Raw genomic sequence first — 26491 nt, 5'->3', positions numbered from 1 at the left:
CGCCCGGCCCGGCGCCCCCGCCACCCCCGCTGATCTGAGAGGAGCGTGACATCCGGTGGGCACCACCACGACCACCCGCGGCACCAAACCCGGCACCAGCGCTGCACCGCCTGTTGACTGGTCGCTCAAGCCCCGCGGCCCGGTCTCGGCGACCGTCCAAGGCACCCTCGCGCTTGCCGCCCTGGCCACGGTGGGCGATGTGACCGCGCTGGATCCGATCTGGGCCGGCATCGCCACCGGCGCCGGAGTGCTCGGCGCGGTGGTGGCCGGTGCCCACCACGACCGCACCCCCACCGCGATCTTCTACCGGCTCGGCTGCTGGATCGGCGCCGGCGGCTGGTGGACCTACACCCTGATCAACAGCCCGTGGACGCTCAACACCTGGGCCGCTCTCGGCATCGGCGCTCTTACCGCCGGGCTTCTGTCCCCGCTGGGCCGTCGCGCTCACCCCGCCCGCCCGGCCGCTCAATCGGATGCGGGGCAGGGCGGGGCGCTGGTGCCGCGCCGGTACGCCGAACTGGCCGCCGAATGGTCCGACCGCATCCACCGGTGCTGTGGCCGGTTGCGCGTGCAGATCGAAGACGTGCAGGAATGGCCCACCAAAACCGGGTACAGCTTCCTGATCCTGCTGCCGCCCGGCGGGGCGACCGTCAACCGGCTGACCAACGCCGCCGAGGGCATGGCCAACGACGCCCGCCTCCCCAAAGGCTGCGGCATCGAATTCGTGGAAGGCGACCTTCGGGGCACGGTGTGGATGCACGTGGCCACCGTCAACCGGCTGGCCCAAGACCTGGACCACCCCGGCGACTACACCCCCCGATCCGTCAACGCCGGGATCACCATCGGCGAATACCGCGACGGCACCCCCGCCCACCTTCAGGTCCGCCAGCCGCGAACCATCGTGGTCGGCACCACCGGCAGCGCCAAGACCGGCACCCTGCACACCATCACCCTGGAGCTGGGCCGGTGCGTCGATGGCCTGGTCTGGCACATGGACCTCAACGGCGGGGGCGTCTCCCAGCCCTGGCTACGCCCCTGGCTCGACGGCCAGACCGAACGCCCCGCCGTCGACTGGGCCGCGCCCTGTCCCGAAGAGGCCCTGTTGATGGCCGCCGCGCAGGTGGACATCACCAAGGAACGCAAAACCGCCTACTCACGGCGCCGCATGGACGCCGACTCCCAGCTACTGCCCATCGGCCCCGACGTCCCCCAGATCACCACGATCCTGGACGAAGGCTTTGAGATCCTGTCCCCCACCATCCGTGACCCCGCGCAAAAGCTGATCCGCAAGCACGTGGAAGAAGTCGCGCGCATCGGCCGCGAAGGAGCCTGCCAGCTCCTGGTCTCCGCGCTGCGTTCCACCTCCGACACCGTCTCTACCGATCTGCTCGCGCTGTTCCACAACCGGATCATCATGGCCGGTGGCAGGCAAAAGGAGATCGACTACCTGTACGACTACGCGCAAGGCCCCACCGTCGCCGACCTGGCCGGCCCCGGATCCGGCTTCCTCAAGGTCTTCGCCAACGAGGAGATCCGCGCCTGGAAAGCCTGGTACACCAAACCCCGCCGCGACATCCACCCCGCATCCCTGTCGATCAGCCGCACCCGGCCCGACCTCGACCCGCCCAGCAAAGCCGCCGCGGGCATCGCCTACGCCACCCGGCATGAGCGGATGCGCTGGCTGTTCTCCACCCCGCAAGAGCGCGCAAACCTGCCCCGCCCCCGACCCATCCCCCTCCCGGGCATGCGCGACGACCGCGGACGAGAGGTCATCTGGGATCCCGCGCTCACCCACCCCGCCGACGGCCACCCCGCCCAGCACGCCCCCATCCCCGCTGCGGTGCCGGCGACCACCCCCGCACCGGCCGCGCCGGTTCCGGTGCGCCCGGCACGCCTGACCCTGATCACCGGCGGCGCCGACGACGCCTCACAGTGGGCCGACCCGATCGAACTCGCCCGCCACGGCCAGAGCCCGGCCGTCTCGACGGCATCGGCCGCCGACTGGCCCGACCCCCGAACCGCGACCCTGCAAGCCCAGCAGATCCCCGTATCGGCCCCCGAGTCGACGCACGACCGGCCCCTCCCGCAGATCGTGGCCCGCGCCCTGACCGCGTTCGGCGCCGACACCCGCATTCACAGCGAGGCCCTTGCCGCCGCGCTCGGCATCTTCCTGCCCGACCTCGACGACGACGGCAACCCCAAACCCGACACCCTCACCCTGTCCGCGCTGCTGCGCCCGCTCGGTATCACCACCCTGCCGCGCGCGTTCGTCCGCGCCGGTATGGAACGCCGCGGATACGACCGCGAAGACTTCCACATCGCCGCCGACCGGATCACCTCCGGTGACCTGCCGGTGCCGCCCGAGGTCGCCGACTGGCCCGCCGCCTGACCCGGACACCCCCCGGACGACCCCCGGACGTCCGGGTCCGACGCCCCCCGGACACCCGGACACCCCCCGGACGTCCGCCCCGGACGCCACCTGAACAGGCGAAACATCGACCCGTCCGGGGTGTCCGGGGGGACACACCCCCCCGCCCTGACGGCGTTACCGGCCCGCAGACCCCTCCCCCGGGACACCCGGACACCCCTGCCGTCCCCACCACCGCCGAAGGCTGTGATTCGCCATGCCGAAAATCGCCGCGCTCGCCCTGCTCGCCGCCCTCGCGCTCGCCGGCGCGCTGCACATCTCTCCCGCCCTGGCCGTCCTGCTGTTCCCCCCGGCCGCCGCGCTCGCCCTGATCGGCTACCGGCACGCCCTGACCCGCCACCCCGAGACCCGCTGCCGCCCCTGCCGCGGCACCGGCTACCGCTACAGCCTGCTTTTCGCCCACAGCCGCGGCTACTGCCCCACCTGCACCGGCACCGGCCGCCGCCCCCGCGCCGGCGCCCGCCTGCTCAACGTCCGCTGAACCCCCGAAGGAGACCAACCGTCATGACCGGCCTGTCCGACTGGATCACCCGAACCATCCACGGCCCCGGCGGCCTGGATGACTACCTCGACCACGACCCCATGCCCGACCCCCAGACCGGCGCCGTGGAATGGGCCCTGCGCTGCCTGGCCAACCCCCAATGCGAGGGATCGGCCGAGGTGCTCGCCGCGATCATCGCCCGCCGCGCCGCCCTCTCCTGCACCGCCCCCGGTACCCCACGCATCCCGGAGGAACGCGCCTCGTGAAACCGCCGCCCGCACCACTGCCCTACGCCCTGGCCGCCGCCGCCCGCGGTTGGCGCGTCTTCCCCCTCGCCCCCCGCGACAAGGTCCCACCCCGCGGGTTCGACTCCTGGGAGGACCGCGCCACCACCGACCCCGACACCATCCGCCGCTGGTGGGCCCGAGCCCCGTTCAACATCGGCATCGCGTGCGGGCCGTCCCGGCTGGTGGTGCTGGACCTGGACACCCCCAAGCAGAAGGAGGGGCTTCGCCCCCCGCCTTCCTTCGACCTGCCGGGCGTCACCACCGGCGCCGACGTCCTGGCACTGGTCTGCGAGCGCGCCGGCGAGCCGTTCCCGACGTTGGAGACCTTCCAGGTCCGCACCCGCCGCGGCGGAACCCACCTGTACTACAGCGCCCCTGCCGACGGCCCCGAACTGCGCAACACCGAGAGCGACAAGGGCAACGGGCTCGGATGGCTGATCGATACCCGCGCCGCCGGCGGCTACGTCGTCGCCCCGGGCAGCTTCGTGGACCTGCCCGACGGCACCGGCCCCTACGAGGTCATCTACAACGCTGCCCCCGCCCCGCTGCCCCCCTGGCTGTCCAAGCGTCTTGTCCCCCCGCCCCGGCAGAAGGCCGAACCGGTGCAACTCGCCCTGACCGCCGACCGGCGCGGCGCGTTCCTGCGCGCCGCCATCACCGGCGAACTCGACCGCATCGCCGCCGCGCCGACCGGACAGCGCAACATGACCCTCTACCTTGCCGCGACAGCGCTAGGCCAGCTCGTGGCGGGCGGCGCGCTGGATGAGCACGAGGTCAAAGAGCTGCTTGGACAGGGAGGGGTGGACGCCGGACTCACCCCGTCCGAGACCCGCCTCACCATCGCATCCGGGCTCAAGAACGGCGCCCGCCGCCCCCGAACCATCGCCGCGTGACCCGCCCCGCCTCCCACCCTGGAGAACCCGACATGACCACACACCAACCCGCCGCAAGCCGCGGGGCGGCCCTGCTAGACGCCCTACGCGACGCCCTCACCCGATACGTGATCCTGCCCACCCCCGAAGCCGCCGACGCGGTCACGCTGTGGATCGCAGCCACCCACGCCCAACCCGCATGGGCACACGCCCCGCGCCTGGTCATCCGCGCCCCGGAGAAGCGGTGCGGAAAGTCCCGGCTGCTCGACGTGGTGGAAGCCACCTGCCACGACCCGTTCATCACCGTCAACTCGTCATCCGCCGCTGTCTACCGGTCGATCAGCGACGACCCGCCCACGATGTTGGTTGATGAGGCGGACACGATCTTCGGGCCGAAGGCGGACGGCAACGAGGACTTGCGGGGCCTGCTCAACGCGGGACACCAGCGCAACCGGCCCGCCAAGCGGTACGACGCCAACACCTGCCGAGTCGAGTCCATCCCGACGTTCGCCATGGCCGCGCTCGCCGGCATCGGCGCCATGCCCGACACCATCGAAGACCGCGCCGTCGTCATCCGCATGCGCCGCCGCGGCCCCGGCGAAACCGTCGCCCCCTACCGCCACCGCCGCGACCGCCCCGCCCTCCGCCAGCTCGCTGCCGACCTGTCCGCGTGGCTGCGCGCCGACCTGGCCGCGCTGGAGCAGGCCGAACCCCCCATGCCCGTGGAAGACCGCGCCGCCGACACCTGGGAACCTCTCGTGGTCGTCGCCGACCACGCCGGTGGAGACTGGCCCGAACGCGCCCGCGCCGCCGTGCTCGCCCTGACCGCCGAAGCCGACGACAACGGCCAACCCTCCCCCCGTGTCCGCCTGCTGACGGACTGCCGCACCGCGTTCCGGACCGATACCGCCCTGCCCACCGCCACCCTGTTGGAACGGCTCAAGGCCGATCCGGAAGCCCCATGGGCCGACTACGGACCGGCAGGGCTCACCGCCATGAAGCTGGGCGCCCTGCTACGGGAGTACGACATCCGATCGGACACGATCAGGTTCCCGCCTCCCGTCGGACAGGCGAAGGGATACCAGCGCGCGGACTTCGCCGACGCCTGGGCGCGCTACTGCCCTCCCATCGACAGCACCGAAAACGGCCCGCCGGCGACGACGGAACCCGGGGACGTGCTCCCGTTCGGGAGGGGGAGCCGTACCAGCCGTACCAGCCTCAACGCCGCAGGTCAGACGCGGTACGGCTTGTAGCCCGGTACGGCTCAAGCCGTACCACCCACCGATCTTGGTACGGCTTGAGCCGTACCACCAACCAAGCCGTACCAGCCCTGACCAGCAAAAACGAGGCTGGTACGGCTGGTACGGCTACCCCCCTCAAAAGTGGGCGCACGCTCCTCGACCACGCCTCCTATCGTGCTCTTGGAAGGACACACATGGCTTCCGCCCCCAAGGATCATGTTCGTGTAGTGCTTCCGTCCGGCCCTCCGACGTTGACCCTCGACGCCGCCGGGGAGTTGCTGGAGATCCTGTTGGAGGCTCACGCACAGATGCAAAGCCACGCTCTGTCCGATGCCGCCTGACGAAAGGAACACGATGCGGTTCGCCTTCTATGGTCGGGTCTCGACCGAGGACAACCAGGACCCCGAGTCGTCGCGGGCCTGGCAGATCACCCGGTCGCGGGCGCTGATCGAACCTCGCGGCGGGGAAGTCGTGGCGGAGTTCTTCGACGTGGACAAGTCCCGCTCGATCCCCTGGCAGCGCCGCCCTCGCGCGTCGGCTCTGCTGGCTGAGCTGCGCGATCCGCACCGGGGGTTTGACGCCGTGGTGATCGGCGAGCCGCATCGGGCGTTCTACGGCAACCAGTACGGCCTGACGTTCCCGGTCTTCGAGCACTTCGGGGTGCCGCTGTGGGTGCCCGAGGTCGGCGGGCCGATCGACCCGGCCAACGAAGCGCACGACCTGGTGATGAGCGTCTTCGGCGGGATGAGCAAGGGGGAGCGCAACCGGATCAAGATCCGGGTGAGAACCGCGATGTCGGCCCAGGCTCAGATGGAAGGGCGGTTCCTGGGAGGGCGCCCGCCGTACGGCTACCGCCTGGGGGACGCTGGCCCGCATCCCAACCCGGCCAAGGCCGCTGACGGCCGACGCCTGCACCGCTTGGAACTCGACCCGGAGGCCGCGCCGGTGGTGGCCCGGATCTTCGCATGCTTCCTGTCGGGGTATGGCCTGTTCTCGATCGCGGAAGATCTCACCCGCGACGGTATCCCGAGCCCGTCGGCGCACGACCCCGAGCGCAACCGTCACCGGCCCGGGGTCGCGTGGTCCAAGAGTGCGGTCCGGGCCATCCTCACCAACCCGCGCTACACCGGTCACCAGGTGTGGAACCGGCAGCGTAAGGATGAGGTCCTCTTGAACGTGGACGACGTCGGGCTTGGTCACACAACCAAGCTGCGGTGGAACACCCAAGAGCAGTGGGTGTGGTCGGAGAACATCGCTCACCCGCCGATCGTCAGCACCGAGGACTTCACGGCCGTGCAAACGACCCTGGCGAGCCGGGGGGACCGCCACACCGACAAGACCAGGAAGCGGACTCCCAAGCCCTACCAGCTCCGAGGGCTGCTGTTCTGCGGGCTGTGTGACCGCCGGATGCAAGGGCAGTGGGTGAACGGGGCGCCGTCCTACCGGTGCCGCTTTCCCGAGGAATACGCCCTGGCCAACCACGTCATGCACCCGCGCAACGTGTATCTACGGGAAGCGGTGATCGTGCCGCGGCTCGATCAATGGTTGGGACGCCTCTTCGCCCCGGGCAACCTGGAGCGCACGCTCCGAACCTTGGCGGGAGCACGGGACATCCCGTCGCCCCGCGACCAGGGGGCCGCCTTGACGCGGCAGATAGCCGATTCCGATCGGAAGCTGTCGCTGCATCGGGCCGCGTTGGAGGCCGGGGCCGATCCCGCGGTGGTGGCGGGGTGGATCAGGGAGGAACAGGCCCGGAAAGCAGAGGCGGAGAACAAGCTGCGAAGGATGCCGCCGGTTCGGGTCGTTCAGTTCGACCACGAGCGCCTGGCGGTCATGTTGCGGGAGTTGGGGGACGCCGTCCGGGTGCTGAATGAGGCCGATCCCGAGCGGAAGGCCAAGATCTATGCCGGGTTGGGGGTGCGGTTGACCTACCACCCCGGAAAGCGAAAAGTCCTGGTCAGTGCGAGCGCTGACCAGGACAACATCGGCCAAGGGTACGTGTCCGAGGGGGGACTTGAACCCCCATGCCCCGTAAAGGGCACTAGCACCTCAAGCTAGCGCGTCTGCCTATTCCGCCACCCGGACGAGTGGTGCCTGCACGCGGGAGTGTCTTCCCGCGTCGGCTGCACCAGGTTAGCAAACTCCGGGCAGTGCGTCATACCGCGAATCCGGGCGGCCGCCGGGGGCGGAGGGACGTGTCCGCGAGAGCCCGGGGGCGGGGAGGGCTGTGGGCGTCGCGGGCAGGTAAGCGTGGTCGCGGGTGGTGGGCGGGAGGATGGGTGGGCGTGGTCGCCGGCGGACGGACCTGATCGCGGGCAGGTCGGCGGGGGTGGGCGCGTGGGCGGGAGGGGTGCCTGAGTAGGGGGAACAGGGGTTCGGGCGGCAGGATGGTGGGGTCAGCCCCTACCCGGACCGAAGGAGCACGCATGTCCGTGTTCAAAGGTGAGGATGAGGTCGCCGAGCTGTGCCGCGACCTGATCCGCATAGATACGACAAATCCTGGGGACAACACGGGCCCCGGGGAGCGGGTGGCCGCCGAGTACGTCGCCGGGAAACTGGCGGAGGTCGGGCTGGAGCCGCGCATCCTGGAGAGTGATCGCAAGCGGGCGAGCGTGATCGCCCGCATCGAGGGTGAGGATCCCGGCCGCGGCGGGCTGGTGCTTCACGGGCACCTCGACGTGGTCCCCTTCAACGCCTCCGACTGGAAGTACCATCCGCTGAGCGGCGAGGTCGCCGACGGGTGCGTCTGGGGTCGGGGCGCGGTGGACATGAAGAACATGGACGCCATGATCCTCGCGGTGGTGCGTCAGCGGCTGAGCGAGGGGCGCAGGCCGCCGAGGGACGTCGTGCTCGCGTTCACGGCGGACGAGGAGGCCGGGGGCGCGTACGGGGCGCAGTGGCTGGCGACCGAGCATCCGGAGCTGTTCGAGGGCTGCACCGAGGCGATCGGCGAGGTCGGTGGGTTCAGCGTCTCGGTGGGCGAGGGCAACCGTCTGTATCTCATCGAGGCCGCCGAGAAGGGCATCGCCTGGATGAAGCTGACGGCGACCGGGCGCGCCGGGCACGGGTCCATGCTGAACAGCGAGAACGCGGTCACCGAGCTGGCCGAGGCGGTGGGCCGCATCGGCCGGTACGAGTGGCCGATCCGGCTGACGCCGACGGTGCGCGACTTCTTCAAGGAGGCGTTCGACATCGAGGTGGAGGCCGACGACGCCGAGGCGGCGGCCGCGAAGCTCGGCCCGCTGGCCCGCATGATCGGGGCCACGCTGCGCAACACGGCCAACCCGACGATGTTCGACGCCGGCTACAAGGCGAACGTGGTCCCGCAGGTCGCGACGGCGCATGTGGACGGGCGGTTCCTGCCCGGGTACGAGGAGGAGTTCTTCGCGACCATCGACGAGCTGATGGGGCCGAACATCACCAGGGAGTTCGTGTACCACGACATCTCGCTGGAGACGGCCTTCGAGGGCCCGCTGGTCAAGGCCATGGCGGACTCCCTGCTCGCCGAGGATCCGGGCGCGCGGGCCGTGCCGTACACGCTGTCGGGGGGCACCGATCTCAAGGCGCTCAGCGGCCTGGGCATCCGCGGGTTCGGGTTCGCGCCGCTGCGCCTGCCCGCCGACCTGGACTTCTCCGGGATGTTCCACGGCATCGACGAGCGCGTGCCGATCGACTCGCTCAAGTTCGGCGTGCGCGTCCTTGACCGCTTCCTGGACGCGTGCTGACCGGTTCCAGGGAAACGCTTTGCCGTTCACTGCTCGTGCTGATACGGTAACTTTCCGTTGAGGGGTTGGTGTACACACGATCAGCCCTGCGAAAGCTGGGCTGATCGAGGGTGTTCGGGGAGGTCGCGTGGCACGCACCGGTCTGGGACCGCGGGTGGGCGAGTCGCCCGCCGCGGCTCGGTGCGTGCCCGCGGCCGCTTCGGGCGATCGGGCTCAGACGATCGCGACGCGGGAAGTCCGGATGGCACGGTTCGTGGCCGGCTCCCGGTTCGGTCGTCTGCTGGCCGTCAGCGGTCTGATCGCCGTCGGCTGGGTCCTCGGCCTGCTCTTCGGCCTCGCCGGCACGGCGTCCGCGGAGCCGCACGTCCCCTCGGGGCATGTCGCCGCGGCCGGCCGCGCGGGCGAGGACGTCCAGGTCTCCCCGGTCGTGGCGAGCCAGGACGTCCTGGGCTCCCAGGCCGTGGCGGGCGCCTCCGCCGGTACGTCGGCGGCGGCGCGCGGTCCCGCCTTCGCGCCACCACCTCATGCACCCCTTGTCGCCTCCGGGCCGGCTCTGGCCGGCGGTTTCCCCACGGTGAGCGACACCGCCTCGGCCGATGCCGGGGCGATGGCGGGACGCAGTGTGGACGGGCTCACCAGCCAGTCCAAGCCCGCACATCCCACGCCATCCACCGCCGATCACTCGGCGGGGGCCGACGGCATCGTGCCCCGGGGTGGTGGTTCCGGCCCGTTCGGGCCGGGTCTGGGGGACGTCGCGCGGTCCGTCTTCGACCCGCGGCTCGTGGTCGCGCCCGCCGTCACGGCGAGTGCGCCCGCCCCCGTCGTCCGCACAGCCGCGGACGATCCCTCTTTCTCTCCCGACTGATCCCCGCCCTCTGCCGGTACGGGCCCGCTGGGGTCGGCCGGTCGCGGAGCGCGCCGCAGATCACAGCTCTCCTCGATGGTGGCTCTTCACGAGAGTGACGCCTCGGAGACGACTCTTCGGGAGTGCTGTGAGCGGTCTCCGCGCGGGTGACGCGTCATCTCCCGCATCCGCGTCGACGGTCATCGACGGTCACTGTGGTCACGGTGGCCGGCGGCGGTACCAGTGGCCGCACCTGTGGTGGGTACCTCGCATCTCCGGTCCCACCAGGCGAAATCCCGCTTTGAACCGAGATTTCCGGTGACCGACGTCCCGTGAAAGGCGCACACGACCGTGTGCGTGACCCGCGCCCGGCATGCCATTCCGGGCGGTGGCACTCGGCACGTCGTCGCCTGGCGACATCTCGAACCGCATCCGCAGCCACGGCGCCTCACAGCGTCACGACGGCCACGCCAGCCACGGCGTCACGGCGTCACGGCGGCCGGGTCACGGCGGTTAACGGCGTCACGGTGGGACGGCCCTGAGATGGGCCGGACACCCGGCGCCCGTCAGGAAGGCCGTCCGCCACGCGGGTGTGTCAGGAACTCCCCCCAAGAAACAAATCCCCCCGGAAAACAAGGAGCGAATCAATTATGCGTACGTGGGCGAAGGGCTCCGCTCCCGCCGCACTTCTGGCGGTCGGCGTCCTGGCTTTCAGCGGCGGCACGGCCTATGCCGACACCTCCGGCACCGGTTCGGTGGGCGGAGGCAACCAGATCGACCTGCCCATCACCCTTCCCGTCGACATCAGCGGCAACGCGGTCGGCGTCGCGGGCCGCGCGTCCGCCTCCTCGCGCGGCGGCTCGTCCGTCCACGGCGGCTCCGGCGCGTCCGCCACCCCGGGCACCACCAACGGCGACGGCAGCGTCCTCGGCGGTAACCAGGTCAAGGCGCCGATCACCGCGCCGGTCAACGCCTGTGGGAACGCGGTCTCGGTCATCGGGCTGTCCGACGCGGGCTGCCGGGGCGGGGCCGAAGTGAAGGGCGGCGGCAGCGGCCTGGCCGGCGCGGGCGGCAATTCGACGGACGGTCGTCACAGCGTGCTCGGCGGTAACCAGGTCGTCGCCCCGATCACCGCGCCGATCAACGTGTGCGGCAACGCCGTCGCGGTCATCGGCCGGTCGGCCGCCGGATGCCGGGGCGGCGCGACGGCGAAGGTCGGCGGCGGGCAGGGCGCGGGCGGCAACCGTACGTCCGGGCGCGGGTCGGTGATCGGCGGCAACCAGGTGGTGGCCCCGATCACCGCGCCGATCAACGTCTGCGGCACCTCGGTGGCCGCGATCGGCCACGCGTTCTCGGGCTGCCGGGGCGGCGCGACCGTCACCAGGGGCGGCGACGGCTACAACGGCCCCGGCGGGGGCGGTGGCGCGGGCGGCAACTCCACCGACGGTCGTCACAGCGTGCTCGGCGGTAACCAGGTCGTCGCCCCGATCACCGCGCCCATCAACGTGTGCGGCAACGCCGTGGGCAACGGCGCCGCGACCTGCCCGGGCGGCGTCAGCGCCCCGGCCGCGGGCATCGGCGGCGGCGCGGGCGGCAATCGTACGTCCGGGTACGCGTCGGTGCTCGGTGGGAACCAGGTGGTGGCCCCGATCACCGCGCCGATCAACGTCTGCGGCACGTCCGTGGCCGTGATCGGCCGGGCGTTCTCGCACTGCGCCGGGGGCGCGTCGGTCAAGGGCGGCGGCGGCCGCGGCGCGGGCGGCAACAGGACGGACGGCCGTCACAGCGTGCTCGGCGGTAACCAGGTCGTCGCCCCGATCAAGGCGCCAATCAACGTGTGCGGCAACGCCGTCGCCGTGCTGGGAGACGCCGCCGCGGGCTGCCTGGGCGGTGCGAGCGTGGGCGGCCAGAGCGCCGGGCACGGCGCCGGGCACTGGGCCCGCAGCTCGGGCGACGTGACCGCCGACAAGCGGCCCGGCCTTGGTCTGCTGCCCGAGATGCCGCTGGTCCCGGCGTTCCCCGCGCAGCGCGGGCCGGCCGCTCCGAGCCACCAGTCGAGCCTGGCGGGGGGGCCTCAGCTCCCGGCCACCAGTGGTCGCCAGAGGCCCCTCGGCCTTCCCGAGCTCCCCGTGACTCCGGGCCTCCCGGCGGCCCAGGGAGCCTCCGCCGGCGACCCGCTCGCCCCCGTCAGCAAGATCGTCTCTGGCACGCCCGCCGGGGACATCGCCGGTGGACGTTCCGCGACGGGCACCCTGCCCCTCGCGGGCGACAAGATCGGCCTGATGAGCGCGGAGCGGCCGCTCGGCGTCACGGGCATGAACGCGGGCTCGCTGGTGGCCCTGCTGGCCGGTGCGCTTTTCGCCGCCTCGGCCACGCTCGTCGCGAGCACCCGCCGTCTCCGCCGCAGGTGAACGACCCGGAGTGAGACGCCGGCGGAGCGACACCGCCGGTAGGACCGGCCGGTTCCGCGTCGCGAGCCGCGCGACGCGGGGCCGGGTGGCGCCCGGTGAGCGCCGCGACAGCGCTCACGCGCGTCGCCACGGAGCGGACGACGGGCCGCGAGCCATGCGGTTCTGTTATAGATCGTCGGCTCCGGGCGGCGCGACGGGAGTCACGAGCACTACGTGCGGACGCGTGAGGTCAGAGGGGTCTTCGACGCCTGTGGCACACGCGTGAGGTCAGAGTCACAAGCACTTCGTGCGAACGCGCGAGGTGGGGTCACAAACCCTTCGCCGTGATCCTGCGGCGGAGTCACAGACGCTTCGCAGTCTGCGAACACAGGCCGCGGCCCAGGGCCGTGGGGCCCGGTTCGCGCGGCGGAGCACAGATGCTTTGCCCGTTCCGGGGGCGCGGCCCGGGGCGGGCAAAGCCATGTCCAGGGTTTACAGTGGGGTGCCGAGGATGTCGAGGATTACAGTGTGCTGGCCACCCGCAGGATCTTCCGGCGCAGCCGGACGTACCGGCGCCCGTCGGGATACAGCCTCAGACGGTCCAGCTCCCAGTGCCCGTACTCGGCATGCTCGGTCAATACCCGGCGGGCGGTTTCCCGTGTGGTCCCGCGCGGGAGGTACAGGTCCAAATAGGAGTACTCGAGCACTGCTATTAGTCTCCGAAGGGTGTGCAAGGGGACGCTGGCACTCTCTGGGCTCTATTCTGCGTCCTCGTGGGTATCGGGTCCAGGTAGGTGGAACACCGGTAAGTGACCGGGTAGTCCGACGGGGAGAAGTTTCCGACGACGGGTTACCTTCATGCCTGTGACGGATCACCCGGCCAGCCGCCCACGGCGGGCCGGGAGCGACCGCCAGGAGAACGACAGCGAACAGCGAGGTAGGAAGCAGCGTGCCAGCCAACAACGGCAACGCCGGCGGAACCCGCCTGGTGATCGTGGAGTCGCCTGCGAAGGCGAAGACGATCGCGGGGTACCTCGGGCGTGGCTACATCGTGGAGTCCAGCATCGGTCACATTCGTGATTTGCCCGAAAAGGCCGAGGACATCCCCGAGAAGTTCAAGGGCGAGGCATGGGCCCGCCTCGGGGTCAACGTGGACCACGAGTTCGAGCCGCTCTACGTCGTCAATCCGGACAAGAAGTCTCAGGTGTCCAAGCTGAAGCAGCTTCTCAAGGACGCCGACGAGCTCTACCTCGCCACTGACGAGGACCGCGAGGGCGAGGCCATCGCCTGGCACCTCCAGGAGGTGCTGAAGCCCAAGATCCCGGTGCACCGCATGGTGTTCCACGAGATCACTCCGCAGGCGATCCGGGACGCGGTGTCCAACCCCCGCGGCCTGAACCTGCGCCTGGTGGACGCCCAGGAGACCCGGCGCATCCTCGACAGGCTCTACGGCTACGAGGTCAGCCCGGTCCTGTGGAAGAAGGTCAAGCCGCGACTGTCCGCCGGCCGGGTGCAGTCGGTCGCCACCCGCCTCGTGGTCGAGCGCGAGCGCGAGCGCATCGCGTTCACCTCAGCCGAGTACTGGGACCTGCAGGCCCTCTTCGACACCGGCCGTGACGAGGACCCCCGCAGCTTCCGCGCCACGCTGACCGGCGTGGACGGCCGCCGGGTGGCCCAGGGCCGCGACTTCGCCAGCACGGGCACCCTGAAGAGTGCCGAGGTTCTGCACCTGGACGAGCAGGCCGCGCGGGCCCTGGCCCAGCGTCTGGAGGGCTCGGCGTACGCCGTGACCTCGGTCGAGAGCAAGCCGTACACGCGCAAGCCGTACGCGCCGTTCCGGACGACCACGCTGCAGCAGGAGGCGAGCCGCAAGCTCGGCTTCTCGGCGAAGTACACCATGCAGGTCGCGCAGAAGCTGTACGAGAACGGCTTCATCACCTACATGCGTACCGACAGCACCACCCTGTCGGATACTGCGCTGGCCGCCGCCAGGAGCCAGGCCGTGCGGCTGTACGGCGCCGAGTACGTCCCGGACAAGCCGAGGGTGTACGCGAGCAAGGTGAAGAACGCCCAGGAGGCGCACGAGGCCATCAGGCCCTCGGGGGACGAGTTCCGCACTCCCGGCGAGACCGGGCTCAGCGCGGACATGTTCCGGCTGTACGAGCTGATCTGGCAGCGCACGGTGGCGTCCCAGATGAAGGACGCCGTCGGCGAGTCGGTCAGCGTGCGCATCGCCGGCACGTCCTCGACCGGCGAGAAGGTCGAGTTCAGCGCCACCGGCCGCACGATCACGTTCTACGGCTTCCTGAAGGCGTACGTCGAGGGCGCGGACGACCCGGCCACCGACCGCGACGACTCCGTGCGCAGGCTGCCGAACCTCCACGAGAACGACCCGCTGACCGCGCTGGAGCTCGGCGCCGAGGGACACGCGACCAGGCCGCCCGCCCGGTACACCGAGGCGTCGCTGGTCAAGGAGCTGGAGGACCGCGAGATCGGCCGCCCGTCGACGTACGCGTCGATCATCGGCACGATCCTGGATCGCGGGTACGTCTCCAAGAAGGGGACGGCGCTGGTGCCGTCCTTCTTGGCGTTCGCGGTGGTCAACCTGCTGGAACGGCACTTCGGCAACCTCGTCGACTACGACTTCACCGCCGACATGGAGAAGGTGCTCGACGACATCGCCAACGCCCGCGCCCAGCGGGTGCCCGAGCTGCGCCGTTTCTACTTCGGTGACCACGGCCAGGGGTTGAAGGAGCTGGTCAGCGACCTCGGCGAGATCGACGCCCGGGAGATCAGCTCGTTCCCGATCAACGGGACGGATATCGTCATCCGCGTCGGCCGGTACGGGCCCTACCTGGACCGCGACGGCGCGCGGGTGAACGTCCCCGAGGACCTCGCGCCGGACGAGCTGACGGCCGAGAAGGCGGAGGAGCTGTTCAAGCAGCCCTCGGGCGAGCGCGAGCTGGGCACGGACCCGGTCAGCGGGCACAAGGTCGTCGCGAAGACCGGGCGTTTCGGGCCGTACGTGACCGAGATCCTCCCCGAGGAGGAGCCGCCCGCCGACGGCAAGAAGAGGGCGAAGAAGGACGCTCCGAAGCCCCGCACCAGCTCGCTGTTCAAGTCGATGTCCCTGGACACGATCACCCTGGACGACGCGCTCAAGCTGCTCTCGCTGCCGCGCGTGCTCGGGGGGATCGACGGCGAGGAGGTCACCGCGCAGAACGGCAAGTTCGGCCCCTACATCAAGAAGGGGACGGATTCGCGCTCGCTGACCTCGGAGGACGAGATCTTCACGGTGACGATCGAGCGGGCCAAGGAGCTGTTCGCGCAGCCCAAGCAGCGGGGCCGGGGTCGAGCGGCCGCCGCGCCGCCGCTGCGGGAGCTCGGGAACGACCCCGCCACCGGCAAGCCGATCGTGGTCAAGGAGGGGCGTTTCGGGCCGTACGTCACCGACGGCGAGACGAACGCGTCCCTGCGCAAGGACGACTCGGTGGAGCAGATCACCATCGAGCGGGCGGCCGAGCTGCTGCAGGAGCGCCGCGCCCGCGGGCCCGCGCCAAAGCGCACGCGTGCCAAGGCGGGGGCGAAGGCGGGCGCCAAGTCCTGACGTGCGAAATTTCCGTCGTGCCCGGAGGTGCGCCTACCAACCCGGGCGCGACGGAAATTTCCGTTTTTGCCGGGAAAGTGGAAAACCTATCCGGCGTACGGCTGCGTGAACCCCTCTCCGCGGCCCTGAGCGGCCCGTAGCGGCCCGAGAACCCGTGATCGGAAGCCGGAACCAGGGCCCGGTACATGAAACGCCCCCAGCGCCCGGCGTGGGCGTCCAGGGGCGTAAGGGGCGAACGGCTCAGGCGAAGAGGGCGCGCCCCCAGTAGTCGCCCGCGTCGCGCAGCCCCGGCGGGCAGGCGAACAGCCCGCTGGAGACGTGCTTGATGTACTCGTTCAGCAGGTCCTTGCGCGCCAGCTCCATCTGGATCGGGACGAACTGCTTGCGCGGGTCGCGCTGGTAGGCGATGAAGAACAGCCCGGCGTCCAGCCGCCCGAGCCCGTCGGAGCCGTCCACGTAGTTGTAGCCGCGCCGCAGCAGGTGGGCGCCGCCGTGCGTGGACGGGTGCGCCAGGCGGACGTGGGCACCCATGGCGATGGCGGGCCCGCCGTCCGCGCCCTTGGCGTTGAAGTCGATCGGGTCGAACTCGCGGGACTTTCCGAGCGGCGCGCCCTCGCCCTTGTCCCTGCCGAAGATCTGCTGCTGCTCGGACAGCGGGGCGCGGTCCCAGGTCTCGATGTTCATGCGGATCTTGCGGGTGACCATGTAGCTGCCGCCGGTCATCCACGCCGGCCCGTCCCCGGGGGCGACCCAGAGCTGCTGCTTCAGCATCTCGGCGTCCTCGAGCTTGAGGTTGTCGGTGCCGTCCTTGAAGCCCATGAGGTTGCGCGGGGTGGCCTGGGCCCGCGAGGTGGACGAGGTGCGGCCGAAGCCGAGCTGGGACCAGCGGACCGACACCTTGCCGAAGCCGATCCTGGCGAGGTTGCGGATCGCGTGGACGGCGACCTGCGGGTCGTGGGCGCACGCCTGGACGCAGATGTCGCCGCCGGAGATCTCGGGCAGGAGGGCGTCGCCGGGGAACTTCGGCAGGTCGGCGAGGCCGGCGGGCCTCTTGGCCGCGAGCCCGAACCGGTCGTCGAACAGGGACGGCCCGAAGCCGATGGTGATCGTCAGCCCGGAGGCCGGCAGGCCGAGCGCCTCGCCGGTGTCGTCCGGCGGGGCCTCGGGGACGCCGCCGACCGCGCCGAACGTGCCGGCGTCCTTGCCCTGGGTCATGCGGGCGGCGGCCGCCGTCCACTCCTGGAGCATGTCGACGAGTTCGTCGCGCTTCTTGGTGACGACGTCGAAGCTGACGAAGTGCAGGCGGTCCTGCGCGGGGGTGACGATGCCCGCCTGGTGCTCGCCGTAGAAGGCGACCGGGTCGGAGGTCGAGGCCGCGGCGGCCGGGGGAGCGCCCTCCAGGAGGGTGCGCGAGGCCAGGACGCCGGTCCCCGCGGCGGCGACCCCGGCCGCGCCCAGGCCGAACAGCGTGCGGCGGTTGATCTGTTTCATCGCGTCTCCTCGCGGCCCTGGGCCCGCCCGCTCACTTGGCGATCACGGCGGCGACCTTGCTGATCGGCTCGGCCAGCGCGTTGATCGAGTCGGACAGCTCCTTCAGGTCGGCCTTGGACAGCTCGGTGTGGAGCTTCCAGCCGTCGCCGGAGCGGTGCTTGCCCAGCGTGCCCTCGGCGGCGGCGAACTTCTCGTCCAGGGTCGTGACCAGGGCGGGGTCCCGTTCGGTGAGGACGGGACGCAGCGCGGCGATCGCGCCCTTGGAGCCTTCGAGGTTGGCCGAGAAGTCCCACAGGTCGGTGTGCGAGTAGCGGTCCTCCTCGCCGGTCATCTTGACCGTGGCGACCTCGTCGAGCAGGCCCTTGGCGCCGGTCGCCAGCTTGAGCGGGGACAGCGGCTCGGAGTTGGCCCGGTCGACGATCTTCTTCACGTCCGCCATCAGCTTGTCGGCGATGGGGCCGTCCTTGCTGATGTCCTTGGCCTCCCACAGGTCCTTCTCGATCCTGTGGAAACCGGTCCATTCGGCGCCCGGCTCGATCGCGTCCTCGCGGGCGTCGATGGCGGGGTCGAGGTCGCCGAAGCTCTCGGCGACAGGCTCGATGCGCTCCCAGTACGTCCGCGCGATCGGGTACAGGGTCTTGGCCTTGTCGACGTCGCCCGCCTTGACGGCGTCCACGAACTCCTGGGTCTTGACCAGCAGGGTGTCGGTCTGGCTCTTGACCCAGCGGCCGTAGTCCTTGGCGGCCTGGGCGAGCTGGGCGTCGTCGGACAGGGACGCGGCGGTGCCGCTCACCTTCAGCGGGTTGCGGATGCCCTTGCCGATCATGCCGGGCTTGCAGGCCGTCTCGTACGCGCCGGCGGGCAGTTCGACGATGACCTCGCGGGTGAGGCCGGGGACGATGTTCTCGACCTCGCCCATGACGCGGTCGCCCGCCGCGTAGACGTAGAACTCGGTGACCTTGCTGCCGCCGTTGGTCACCTGGAAGGTCGAGGTGCCGGCGGGCAGGGCGGCCGTGGAGACCTTGCACTCGGTGTCCGAGGCCGCGACGGTGATCTTCCCGGGCTTGCCGGAGGACTGCGCGGACGTGTCGCCGCCGCCGCTCGTCGACGAGCATGCGGTCAGCCCGGCGAGGGCCAGCGCGCCGGCGGTGATGGCAGTGGCGGTACGCATGTTTCTCCAGTTCACGATGGTTCTAGACGAGGTTTTGGGGCCTGGGTTCAGGAGGCGGCGGACGCCGGCGTGGTGGACGGCGCGCGCGACGCCCCCGGTCCCTTGCGCGCCGGCATCAGGAACAGCACCAGCACCGGCACGAGGTATGCGACCCAGGCGATGGTCTCGATGGTGGTGGGCTGCGGCGTGAAGTTGAAGACGCCGTTGAGCAGGGTGGTGTACCAGGCGTCGGGCGGCAGCGCGCCGGTCAGGTCGAAGGCCGGGGCCGTCAGCACCTGCACCAGGCCGCCCTCGACGAGGTCGTGCACGCCGTACTTGAAGATGCCGGCGGCGACGATGATGAGCAGCAGGCCCGTCCAGGTGAAGAACTTGCCGAGGTTGATGCGCAGCGCGCTCTTGTACAGCCCCCAGCCGAGGGCGATCGCGGTGGCGATGCCGAGGGTGAAGCCGATCAGGGGGGAGGAGGTGGTGCCGGCGCCCTGGGCCGCGGCGAAGAACAGCAGCGCGGTCTCCAGGCCCTCGCGGGCGACGGACAGGAAGGCCATCACGACCACGGCGGCGGCGCCGAGACCGAGGGCCTCGCTGAGCTTGGCGCGCAGGTCGCCGGAGAGTTTGCGGGCGGCGGTGCGCATCCAGAAGATCATGAAGGTGACGAAGATCGTGGCGGCGATGGACGCCACGGCGTCGAACAGCTCCTGCTGCCGGGAGTCGAGGTGGGCGGCGGTGAACGTCAGCAGCGCGCCGAACCCGACCGACAGGGCGACGGCGGCGGAGACCCCGCCCCAGACGTACGGGAGCCTGTCGCGCCGGTCGCTCTTCACCAGGAAGGCCACCAGGATCGACACGACGAGGGTCGCCTCAAGGCCCTCCCGGAGGCCGATGAGATAGCTGGCGAACACTGTGGTCTCCCTGATTGTTGCTTAGCCTTGCCTAAATTAGGACAGCATTACCTTAGCGGTGGCAAGTGGGTGGCCTACAGGGGCCATTCCGTGTCGCGAGGCCGAGATCATGCGAGGTAAGGCTTGTGTGGCGTCCGCGCCACATCGGTTTCAGGCTCGTTCCCCGCCCGCGCCCGCGCCACCCCGGACGCCCGCGCCTGCGGGGCGCCGGAAACATGGCGGAATCCGGCCTTTCACTGCATGTCGCCTGCGGCGGGCGGTGGGAAGGTAATACGCTCGGGGGCTGGAGCGGCAGGCGCGGCAGCGTCCCCGCCACCGATCCAGTCCAGCCCAGCGAACACCTGGATACGCTGACATCATGACCACCTCTGGCCGGTCCGCGCGCCGTAAACCCCCCCACGTGCTGGCCAACGCACCGTTCCGCCGGCTGTGGACGGCCATGGCGGTCTGCAGCCTGGGCGACTGGCTGAACATCATCGCCATCACCGCGTTCGCGGCCTATCTCACCCAGGGGTCGGGGTTCCAGGCGCAGAGCCTCGCCATCGGCGGCGTCTTCGTCGTCAAGATGCTCCCCGCGATCCTCCTCGGCCCGCTGGCGGGCGCGTTCGCCGACAGGTTCGACCGCCGCCTGACGATGTTCACCAGCGACCTGCTGCGCTTCGCGCTCGTGCTGTCGATCCCGCTGGTCGGCAGCTACCAGTGGATCATCATCGCGACGTTCCTCGTCGAGTGCGTGAACCTTTTCTGGGTCCCCGCGAAGGACGCCACCGTCCCGAACCTCGTGCCCAAGGAACGCCTGGAGGAAGCCAACCAGCTCAACCTGCTGGTGACGTACGGCTCCGCGCCGGTCGCCGCCGCGCTGTTCGCGGTCCTGTCGGTGGTCATCGAGGTCGTCGGCCAGGCCGTGCCCTCCTTCACCTGGCACCCGGCCCACCTCGCGCTCGTGCTCAACGCGGTCGCCTACGTCGTCTCCGCGTTCCTGATCTTCACGCTCACGAGCATCCCCAAGGAGCACACCACCAAGGTCTCCTCGCCCTCGGTGCTCCGGCAGATCATCGACGGCTGGCGGTACGTCGGCGCCAACCGCATGGTGCGCGGCCTGGTCATCGGCATGCTCGGCGCGTTCGCGGCGGGCGGCGCGGTCGTCGGTGTGGCCAAGGTGTACGTCGTCGCGCTCGGCGGGGGCGACGCCGCGTACGGCACCGTCTTCGCCGCCGTCTTCGTCGGCATGGCGCTCGGCATCTTCTTCGGGCCCCGGCTGCTGCGCGAGCTGTCGCGCCGCCGCCTGTTCGGGCTGGCCATCGTCACCGCGGGCATCGTCCTCGCGGCCACCGCGCTCATCCACAACCTGGTGATCGTGGTCATGCTCGTCGTCGTGCTCGGCGCCTGCGCGGGCATCGCGTGGATCATCGGATACACGCTGATCGGCCTTGAGGTCGAGGACGCCATCCGCGGGCGCACGTTCTCGTTCCTGCAGTCCCTGGCCCGGGTCACGCTCCTGCTCGTCGTCGCCGTCGCCCCCGCGCTGTCCGGCCTGTTCGGCAAGCACGCGATCTCGATCGGCGCCGGGCTCGTCTACCGCTTCGATGGGCCCAGCCTGGTCATGCTGATCGGCGCCGTCGTGGCGATCGTCGTCGGCGTGCTCGCCCTGCGGCACATGGACGACCGGCGCGAGGTCCCCATCGGCTCCGACCTGATGGCCGCGCTGAAGGGCGAGCGGTACGTCGCCGACAGCGGCGAGCCGGCGCGCGGCATGTTCATCGCCTTCGAGGGCGGCGAGGGATCGGGCAAGACCACGCAGTCCCGGCTGGTCGCCATCTGGCTGCGCGACCAGGGCTTCGACGTCGTCCAGACGCGCGAGCCCGGGTCCACCAAGGTCGGCATGCGCCTGCGGGCGATCCTGCTGGACTCCGCCCACCACGGGCTGTCGGCGCGCTCGGAGGCGCTGCTGTACGCGGCCGACCGCGCCGAGCACGTCGAGAAGGTCATCCGCCCGGCCCTCCAGCGGGGCGCGATGGTCATCTCCGACCGGTACGTCGACTCCTCCCTCGCCTACCAGGGCGCCGGGCGCGAGCTGGAGCCGCAGGACGTCGCCAAGGTCAACTCCTGGGCCACCGGCGGCCTCACGCCCGACCTGACCGTCCTCATCGACGTGCCGCCGTCCACCGGCCTGGCCCGGCTGGCCTCGCCCGCCGACCGCATCGAGGCCGAACCGATGGAGTTCCACGAGCGGGTGCGCCGCGAGTTCCGGGCGCTCGCCGCCGCCGACCCCGACCGCTACCTGGTCGTGGACGGCACGCAGACGCAGGAGGAGATCTCCCGGGTCGTCCAGGACCGCGTCCGCGAGATCCTCCCCGACCCCGTCCCGCAGGAGACCGAGGCCATCACCGGCACGATGCCCGCCATCCGCGACTAACCTGGCCGCGTGACAGTCTTCGACGACCTGGTCGGCCAGGAGCAGGCGGCGGCGGTGCTCCAGCGCGCCGCGGCGGCCGCCGCCGAGGCCCTCGCCGGCGGGCGCGGGGCGGGCATGACCCACGCGTGGCTGTTCACCGGCCCGCCCGGGTCCGGCCGCTCGGAGGCCGCGCAGGCGTTCGCGGCGGCGCTGCTGTGCCCCGACCTCGGATGCGGGCACTGCGACATGTGCCACCAGGTCGGCGTCGGCTCCCACCCCGACGTCGAGACCGTACGCCCGCAGGGCCTCTCGTACAGCGTCAAGCAGACCCGCGAGCTCGTCCTCAGGGCCTCGGGGGCGCCGACGCTCGGCCGCTGGCGCGTCATCCTGTTCGAGGACGCCGACCGCGCGACCGAGGCCGCCGCCAACGCCCTGCTCAAGGCCATCGAGGAGCCGCCGCCGCGCACGGTCTGGCTGCTGTGCGCGCCCTCGCCGGACGACATGGTGATCACCATCCGGTCCCGGTGCCGGGTCGTGACGCTCCGCACGCCCTCGACGGCGGCCATCGCGCACGTGCTGGCCACCCGCGACAACGTGTCGTTCGAGACGGCCGAGTTCGCCGCCCGCGCCACGCGCGGCCACATCGGCCGTGCCCGCCGCCTGGCCCTGGACGAGGAGACGCGGCGGCGCCGTGACGCCGTCCTGGCGCTGCCCCGCACGCTGACCGGCCTCGGCGAGTGCGTGGAGGCGGCCGAGCGGCTGGTCAAGACGTCCTCGGAGGACGCCGAGGAGGCGACCGCCCACCTGAACGAGGCCGAGACCACCGAGCTGCGCAAGATCTACGGCGAGGGGTCCACGGGCAAGGGCCTCAACAAGGGGCTCGTGCGCGGCGGCGCCGGGGCGATGAAGGAACTCGAGGACCGGCAGAAGTCCCGGGCCACGCGCATCAAGCGCGACTCCCTCGACATGGCCCTGCTCGACCTGGTCGCCTACTACCGCGACGTCCTGGCCGTGCAGTTCGGGGCGGGGGTCGAGCTGTCCGCCGAGGACCGCTCCGCCGATCTGGAGGCGCTGGCCTCGTCGAGCTCCCCCGAGGACACGCTGCGGCGCATCGACGCGATCATGCTCTGCCGCGAGCGGCTGGCGGCCAACGTCAACCCGCAGATCGCCGTCGAGGCGCTGACGCTGTCGTTGTGGCGGCCCCGGTTGTGAGCGCCTTGCCCGCCTTTTAGCCGGATATCGGATGCCGAGCAACCGGAGGAAGGCTGCCGCGTCTCTTGGACATGCAGGCTTCCGAAATCTCGGAGCGCACCTCCGATCCACGTGACGCCGAGGACGCGATCACGGCGCTGTACGCTGGCCACGCGCTCGGGCTGACCCGGCTCGCGCTCGTGCTGGTCGGCGACCGTGAGAGCGCGGAGGACGTGGTCCAGGAGGCGTTCCTCGGCCTCCACCGCCGCTACGGCGCGTTACGCGACCCCGCGAACGCGCTGGTCTACCTCCGTAGCGCCGTCCTCAACAACGCCCGCACCGTACTCAGGCGCCGCCGGCTGCCGTCCTGGTTCGCCGGCGCCTACGAACCGCCCGTCTGGTCCGCGGAGGCCGCGGCGCTGCTCGGCGCCGAGCGCCGCGCCGTCCTGAAAGCCCTCCACCAACTGCCACGCCGCCGGCGCGAGGTGCTCGTCCTCCGCTACTACGCCGAGTTGTCCGAAGAGGAGACCGCCCAGGTCATGGGCGTCAGCCGGGGCACCGTCAAATCCACCACCGCCCGAGCCCTGGACGCGCTCGGCCGCCTCCTGGGGGAGCATCCGTGAACGACGACATCATCGCAAGACTCCGCGACGCCACGACGGCCGTGGGGGACACCGTCCACGACGTCCCAGGGCTGAGGTTCTCGGCCGCGGGAATGGAACGTCCCGAGCCGCGCCGGAAGAAGTCCTGGTTCGTACCCGTCGTCGCGGCGGCGTCCGTGATCGCGGCCATCACCGCGGGGGCGGTGGCCGTACGCGCGGGCACAGGCTCCCAGGTCGCCGCGGCCGGGCCCGCCGCGGTGCCGAAGTTCTTCCTCATCGCCTCCACCGGCTCGCTCAGCGTGCGCGGCACGGACGGCGAGCAGGTCGCGAGCGTCCCGGCGCCCTCGAAGGACGAGGTCTTCTGGTCCGCGCAGGCCGCCGAGGACAACCGGCGCTTCTACGTCTCCACGGTCGGGCCCGGGTGCCAGGGGCACTTCTACCGGCTCACCGTCGACGATTCCGGCGCCGCCCAGGCGTTCGACCGGCTGCCGATCGAGCTGTCCGAGGGGACGGCCGACCCCCTGGCGGTCAGCGGGGACGGCTCGAAGCTCGCGTACGCGATCCAGCCGTGCCGGGCCACCGATCGGACCGGCGGACTGGGGGTGGCGGACACCGCGTCCGGCGAGACGCGCACATGGAAGGCGGAGGAAGGCAAGATCTTCACGAACGTCGCGATGAGCGGCGACGGGCGGTACGTCGCCTACCAGTACCCGAACGTAGTGCGCGGCTACGGGACGAACACCGCCGAGGGGGGCGGGCGGTTCCTCCTGACGGATCCGCGAAAGACGCCAGGCCCAGACACGTCGGCCGGCGGCACCGTGATCGTCCCCGCGCCGGGCGACGCCACCTCCGTGCCCGCCGGGCCGGGCGTCCCGCCGATCGGCGCCACCACCGGTTCCGCGCCGCCGTCGGGCGACGGCACCGCCGTGCCCGCCCCTTCGTCCGGCGGTGTCACCCTCGAGTCGGCCGTCCCGCCGAGCGGCACGGCCAAGCCCGATGCCCAGGGATACGGGACAGGTGAGGGGCCGAGCCGGGACATGGCCACCCCGGCGTCCCCGCCGCCCCCGGGGCGGACGACCCGCGTGGTGCCGCCCTCCCCGGGCGCCCCCGGGGCCGCGAGCGAGCCCCCGTCGGGGCCCGAGGCCGTTCCGGCGGAGCCCGCGGTCCCCATGGCGTCGGCCACCGTCGCGGTCGACCCGCGCACCGGCGAGGTCCTCGGGCCGGACAAGTCGGGCACCACGCCCATCCCCTCGGGACGGGTCGAGATGGCGCCCGATTCGCCGGACGTCTACCTGATCGACACGACCGTCGAGGGCGAGGACCTCGGCACGAGCCGGAAGATCACCCTGAGTTCAGAGGCGGTCGGAGGAAACGGCGGCCTGCAGGGGTACCGTCTCAACGCGGACGGCTCGCGGATCATCGCCTCGCTCGGCCGGGTCGTCCTCACGGTCAACGGGACCAAGGAGAAGGTGGAGCCCTCGACCGCGGCGATCGTCCGGTTCGACGCCTCGGACGGGCGGCTTCTGGAGACGGTCTACAAGGACGAGAAGGGCGGAATGCGACTTCTCGCCGCGGATGGCGCCTCCGAGCGTTTCATCGTCCGGCGCGGCGACGAGATCGCGTCCGTCACCGCCTCCGGCTACCAGGTACTGACCCACAACGACCACACCTTCCCCTCCGTGACCTGGTGACCGTCTGACCTGAGGTGGTTGACGCGATCTGAAGCGGCCACAGCCGGAATGTCCTCGGCCGTGGCCGCTTTCATCGCCCGGCCCGCGATTGTGGCCAGGTCAACTTCCGGTGGAGGATTGGTATTGCCTAGGTAAACCACAGGGCGCGTAATGTGGGCCAGAACCGCGTCGGCGTGATCCGCGAGGCTCGCGCCGGGCGTGGTTCACGTCGGCTCGGGCAGGCGCCCGCGGCCGTACCGGCGAGGAGGCGGAGGGTTCCATGGGCATGATCATGGCCGTGAGCTTTACCCGCTACGGGCGGCTCTACTACCTCGACCCGGGCGGCCACAGCCCCAAGGTCGGTGACAAGGTGCTCGTCCCCACCGACGCCGGGCCCGAGGTGGCCGAGTGCGTCTGGGCGCCGCAATGGGTCAGCGAGGACATCGACGGCCTGCCGGTGTGCGCCGGCATCGCGGGCGAGGAGCACCTCGGCCGCGACGAGACCAACCGCCGTCGCCGCGCCGAGGCCCGCAGCGTCTCCAAGAGGCTGATCAAGCGGCACGAACTGCCCATGAAGGTCGTCGGAGTCGACTACCTCGACGCCGACAACGTCTACACCGTGTACTTCTCCGCCCCCCACCGCGTCGACTTCCGCGCCCTCGTCCGCGACCTCGCGCGCAACCTGCGGGCCAGGGTCGAGCTCCGCCAGATCGGCCCGCGCGACGAGGCCCGCCTGCAGGGCGGTATCGGCCCCTGCGGCCGCGACCTGTGCTGCGCGACCTTCCTCAAGGACTTCGAGCCGGTGTCCGTCCGCATGGCCAAGGACCAGGACCTTCCGGTCAATCCCCTGCGCATCGCGGGCGCGTGCGGCCGGCTGATGTGCTGCCTGAAGTACGAGCACCCCCTGTACCAGGAGTTCCGGGCGTCCGCTCCGCGCACCGGAGCCGCCGTGGACACCCCCGAGGGCCCCGGCACCGTCGTCGGCCACAACGTCCCCTCCGACTCGGTGATCGTCCGGCTGAACGACGGAGGACGGCGCTGCGCCTGCTCCCGTGCCGACGTGTGCTCGCCGCGCAAGCAGCACGACGAGAGGTACGGTGACCGGCTATCGCCAGTTGAGGAGTGAAACCCCAGGTAGAGGGGGTACAACCTAACCGCCGCGGGGATGATCAACTCCTCGGGTTCTGGCGACGGGGG

The 26491-nt window shown here is 71.2% G+C and carries 18 protein-coding genes, 1 tRNA gene and 1 pseudogene; 15 read left to right on the top strand and 5 right to left on the bottom strand.

The features are described 5' to 3' along the window. The first annotated feature begins 55 nt into the window (after positions 1-55). From AB0H21_RS21260 to AB0H21_RS21235, 6 genes and pseudogenes are all read left to right on the top strand, one after another. Positions 56-2389 carry a hypothetical protein gene (locus AB0H21_RS21260; protein ID WP_358518971.1) on the top strand — a complete coding sequence of 778 codons (2334 nt, stop codon included), beginning with the start codon at positions 56-58 and terminating at the stop codon, positions 2387-2389. A gap of 235 nt (positions 2390-2624) precedes the next feature. Further along, a complete protein-coding gene (locus AB0H21_RS21255; protein WP_358518968.1) occupies positions 2625-2909 on the top strand; it encodes a hypothetical protein in 285 nt (94 codons plus the stop codon). Between the two features lie 23 nt (positions 2910-2932). Then, positions 2933-3175 carry a hypothetical protein gene (locus AB0H21_RS21250; protein ID WP_358518966.1) on the top strand — a complete coding sequence of 81 codons (243 nt, stop codon included), beginning with the start codon at positions 2933-2935 and terminating at the stop codon, positions 3173-3175. After that, entirely contained in the window at positions 3172-4089 is a 918-nt protein-coding gene (locus AB0H21_RS21245; protein WP_358518963.1) for a bifunctional DNA primase/polymerase, read from the top strand. The genes AB0H21_RS21250 and AB0H21_RS21245 overlap by 4 nt, the downstream gene beginning before the upstream one ends. Positions 4090-4121: 32 nt before the next feature. Further along, positions 4122-5321 (top strand): DUF3631 domain-containing protein, encoded by a 1200-nt coding sequence (locus tag AB0H21_RS21240; protein ID WP_358518960.1) that lies wholly within the window; start codon positions 4122-4124, stop codon positions 5319-5321. A 318-nt stretch (positions 5322-5639) separates the two neighbouring features. Continuing rightward, positions 5640-6614: pseudogene (locus AB0H21_RS21235) on the top strand (recombinase family protein); the annotation flags it as partial. 694 nt (positions 6615-7308) lie between these two features. Here AB0H21_RS21235 and AB0H21_RS21230 read toward each other — a convergent pair. After that, positions 7309-7394, bottom strand: a tRNA-Leu gene (locus AB0H21_RS21230). Between the two features lie 341 nt (positions 7395-7735). Here AB0H21_RS21230 and AB0H21_RS21225 point away from each other — a divergent pair. The 3 genes from AB0H21_RS21225 to AB0H21_RS21215 all read left to right on the top strand — a co-directional run bounded on the left by AB0H21_RS21225 (position 7736) and on the right by AB0H21_RS21215 (position 12289). After that, positions 7736-9034: a M20/M25/M40 family metallo-hydrolase gene (locus tag AB0H21_RS21225; RefSeq protein WP_358518957.1), complete on the top strand. Its 1299-nt coding sequence runs from the start codon at positions 7736-7738 to the stop codon at positions 9032-9034. A gap of 241 nt (positions 9035-9275) precedes the next feature. After that, positions 9276-9899, top strand: a complete 624-nt coding sequence (locus AB0H21_RS21220) for a hypothetical protein (protein ID WP_358518954.1) — start codon at positions 9276-9278, stop codon at positions 9897-9899. A 629-nt stretch (positions 9900-10528) separates the two neighbouring features. Beyond that, entirely contained in the window at positions 10529-12289 is a 1761-nt protein-coding gene (locus AB0H21_RS21215; protein ID WP_358518951.1) for a chaplin, read from the top strand. Positions 12290-12789: 500 nt separating this feature from the next. Here the strand turns inward: AB0H21_RS21215 and AB0H21_RS21210 are convergent, their stop codons facing one another. Further along, complete coding sequence (locus tag AB0H21_RS21210) at positions 12790-12975, bottom strand: DUF5703 family protein (protein ID WP_358518949.1); 186 nt, start codon at positions 12973-12975, stop codon at positions 12790-12792. A gap of 242 nt (positions 12976-13217) precedes the next feature. On the opposite strand from AB0H21_RS21210, the gene topA reads away from it, so the two are divergent. Beyond that, positions 13218-15875 (top strand): type I DNA topoisomerase, encoded by a 2658-nt coding sequence (gene topA / locus AB0H21_RS21205; protein ID WP_358518947.1) that lies wholly within the window; start codon positions 13218-13220, stop codon positions 15873-15875. 240 nt (positions 15876-16115) lie between these two features. Here topA and efeB read toward each other — a convergent pair whose 3' ends face one another. From efeB to efeU, 3 genes are read right to left on the bottom strand one after another with little or no spacing between them, the layout of a single operon-like run. Continuing rightward, positions 16116-17366, bottom strand: coding sequence for an iron uptake transporter deferrochelatase/peroxidase subunit (gene efeB / locus AB0H21_RS21200; protein WP_358518944.1), 1251 nt, complete (start codon positions 17364-17366; stop codon positions 16116-16118). A 31-nt stretch (positions 17367-17397) separates the two neighbouring features. Then, positions 17398-18537, bottom strand: a complete 1140-nt coding sequence (efeO, locus tag AB0H21_RS21195; protein WP_358518941.1) for an iron uptake system protein EfeO — start codon at positions 18535-18537, stop codon at positions 17398-17400. 47 nt (positions 18538-18584) lie between these two features. After that, a complete protein-coding gene (efeU, locus tag AB0H21_RS21190) occupies positions 18585-19436 on the bottom strand; it encodes an iron uptake transporter permease EfeU (protein WP_358518938.1) in 852 nt (283 codons plus the stop codon). 358 nt (positions 19437-19794) lie between these two features. On the opposite strand from efeU, the gene tmk reads away from it, so the two are divergent. The 5 genes from tmk to ricT all read left to right on the top strand — a co-directional run bounded on the left by tmk (position 19795) and on the right by ricT (position 26420). Beyond that, positions 19795-21852, top strand: a complete 2058-nt coding sequence (tmk, locus tag AB0H21_RS21185) for a dTMP kinase (RefSeq protein WP_358518936.1) — start codon at positions 19795-19797, stop codon at positions 21850-21852. A 9-nt stretch (positions 21853-21861) separates the two neighbouring features. Next, the gene (locus tag AB0H21_RS21180; protein WP_358518933.1) at positions 21862-23043 is read left to right on the top strand and encodes a DNA polymerase III subunit delta'; all 1182 of its coding nucleotides are present in this window, start codon (positions 21862-21864) and stop codon (positions 23041-23043) included. A 71-nt stretch (positions 23044-23114) separates the two neighbouring features. Then, entirely contained in the window at positions 23115-23645 is a 531-nt protein-coding gene (locus AB0H21_RS21175; RefSeq protein WP_358518930.1) for a SigE family RNA polymerase sigma factor, read from the top strand. Then, complete coding sequence (locus AB0H21_RS21170; RefSeq protein WP_358518928.1) at positions 23642-25315, top strand: hypothetical protein; 1674 nt, start codon at positions 23642-23644, stop codon at positions 25313-25315. Before AB0H21_RS21175 ends, AB0H21_RS21170 begins: the two co-directional genes overlap by 4 nt. A gap of 265 nt (positions 25316-25580) precedes the next feature. Further along, a complete protein-coding gene (gene ricT, locus AB0H21_RS21165) occupies positions 25581-26420 on the top strand; it encodes a regulatory iron-sulfur-containing complex subunit RicT (RefSeq protein WP_358519026.1) in 840 nt (279 codons plus the stop codon). Positions 26421-26491 lie beyond the last annotated feature (71 nt).

The organism is Sphaerisporangium sp. NPDC051011 (assembly GCF_040653595.1).
Classification (GTDB): domain Bacteria; phylum Actinomycetota; class Actinomycetes; order Streptosporangiales; family Streptosporangiaceae; genus Sphaerisporangium.
This window is presented reverse-complemented; position numbering and strand designations above follow the sequence as displayed.